The organism is Megasphaera stantonii, from assembly GCF_025567065.1.
In the GTDB taxonomy this organism is placed as follows: Bacteria; Bacillota; Negativicutes; order Veillonellales; family Megasphaeraceae; genus Megasphaera; species Megasphaera stantonii.
Map to the genome: position 1 here is coordinate 1 of NZ_JAOQKD010000048.1, position 2,090 is coordinate 2,090.

1 protein-coding gene is annotated in these 2,090 nt (G+C 49.7%); it reads left to right on the forward strand.

The window, feature by feature from the left end:
- The coding region (locus OCV58_RS12150) for a hemagglutinin repeat-containing protein (RefSeq protein ID WP_267312931.1) at positions 1-2,006 on the forward strand (2,006 nt) is incomplete at its 5' end.
- Positions 2,007-2,090 lie beyond the last annotated feature (84 nt).

Below are 2,090 nucleotides of genomic sequence, written 5' to 3' on the forward strand. Positions count from 1 at the left end.
TCAAGACGCAGATCGGGACGACCATTGGCTCTTCCGAAGGCAGCGTGACGATTGCCGCCGGCGATACGGCGCACCTGACGACGACGGACATTATTGGTAAGACAGGCATAGATATTGCCGCCCAGGATATTATCCTTGACGGCAAGCAGAACGAAGCCCATGAACGGCAGACCCATGAAGAATCCCTGTCGGGCCTTACCATCAGCCTGAGCAGCCCGGTGATTGAAGCTGCGGAAGGCGTGCGCAGCACGATTCGCACGGCTCAGACAAGGGATAATAAGACCTTGCAGGCCTTAGAAGCCTATGAAGGCGGCAAGACGCTGAACGACCAGATTCACGCCATGGAACAGGGCGGCATCGGTTCTGTCGGTATTCATGTCGGTATCGGTTCCAGCTCGTTTAAGCAGGAATACCAGAACGATACGGTTACCTATGCCGGCGGGACGCTGGCAAGCGAGGGGAATATTACAATCGCTGCCGGCAGTGAAGATACAGCGAAAGGAAATATAAAAGCCATTGGCGAAACTATACAGGGACAGAACGTTACCCTGGCAGCGTCCCATGATATTGATTTGGGAGCAGGGACAAACACGCAGACCATTACAGAAAATTACAGCAGCAAAGGGTCTTCCCTGGGGATGACGATTACCGGCGGGGCGATCAGCGGCGTCGACGTCAGCTTCTCGAAGGTAAAAGACGAAGGAACGACGGAAACGACGACCCATACCGGGACGACTGTGACGGCGGCGGATACGCTGACCATGCAGTCCGGGAACGATACAACGATTACGGGTTCCCAAGTAGGCGGGAAAACGGTGAAGGTAGACGTAGGCGGAAATCTGAATATTTCCAGTTTGCAGGATACGGAAACGTATCGGGGCGACAGCTCTTCCATGGGCGGCGGCATATCCGTGTCCATGTCGTCTGGCAGCAAGAAAGACTGGTTGGATGACTCCTTCCGTAAGTATGATTCCACGCCGTATGTCCCGGGAACGACGGGCGGATCGGCCTTCTTAGGAAAAGGCAGCATGGACAGCGACTATGCCAGCGTAACGCAGCAGGCCGGTATCTATGCCGGTGAAGGCGGATTTACGGTCCATGTCGAAGATAATACGCGTCTTACGGGCTCTCTCCTGGACAGCACCGCGTCGGAAGATAAGAACAGCCTGACGACGGGTACACTGACGATGGAAGATATGGGAAATAAGGCAGAATACGATGTAAAGGATATTGGCGTATCTTACACGCATTATGGAACAGACGCAGAAAAATACAAACATTATAACGAAAGTGGATTTGTGCCTGATTTGATGCCGGGGGCAGAAGACGAAGCTTCGTCGACAACCCACTCTGCGATTGCGCCCGGGACGATTACAACGACGAAAGAACAGACGGATTTGTCACAAATCAACCGTGATACGGCCAATGCCTTGAATAAACTGGATCATATCTTTGATAAGAAGACCATAGAAGAAAAACAGGAACTGGCAAAGTTATTTGCTAAAAATGGCAACGAGCTCATCCATAAAGTAAGCGAACACTATGGCTGGGCAGATGGCGATGCCAATAAAGTCGCCTTGCATACGTTAATAGGCGGCCTTACGGCACAAATTGCAGGCGGCAATTTCAGCAGCGGCGCATGGGCTGCTGGCGTTAACGAACAGTTAAGTAAAGAAATCTTGAAATTAGCAGATGGCGATCCGGCTAAGGCGCAGTTGTATAGTGCTGTTGTTGGGATTGCAGTAAATTCTATATTAGAAGAAGATACTGAAACTGGTGCAGCGGTATCTCAATATGGGATGAAATGGAATCATAGTTTGCTTGACGAATTTAAGGGATTTGTCTCTAAAAATTATGAACAAGTTAAAGCAAATGCTATGAATGAAGCTCGCGATTTAGTGGCATCTGGCAAGTTTACGCCGGGAAATATGGAATATGACTATTATATTGTTACATACTCAAAAAGTGGCGGAGGTAAATTGCAAGTTGAATTTGAACAACCATAATCAGGAAACACACTCACTAGCATAAACTTCATCGAGGAATGCATCAAATAGCTCTGACGGCGTATGGTAGCCCAAAACACGCCG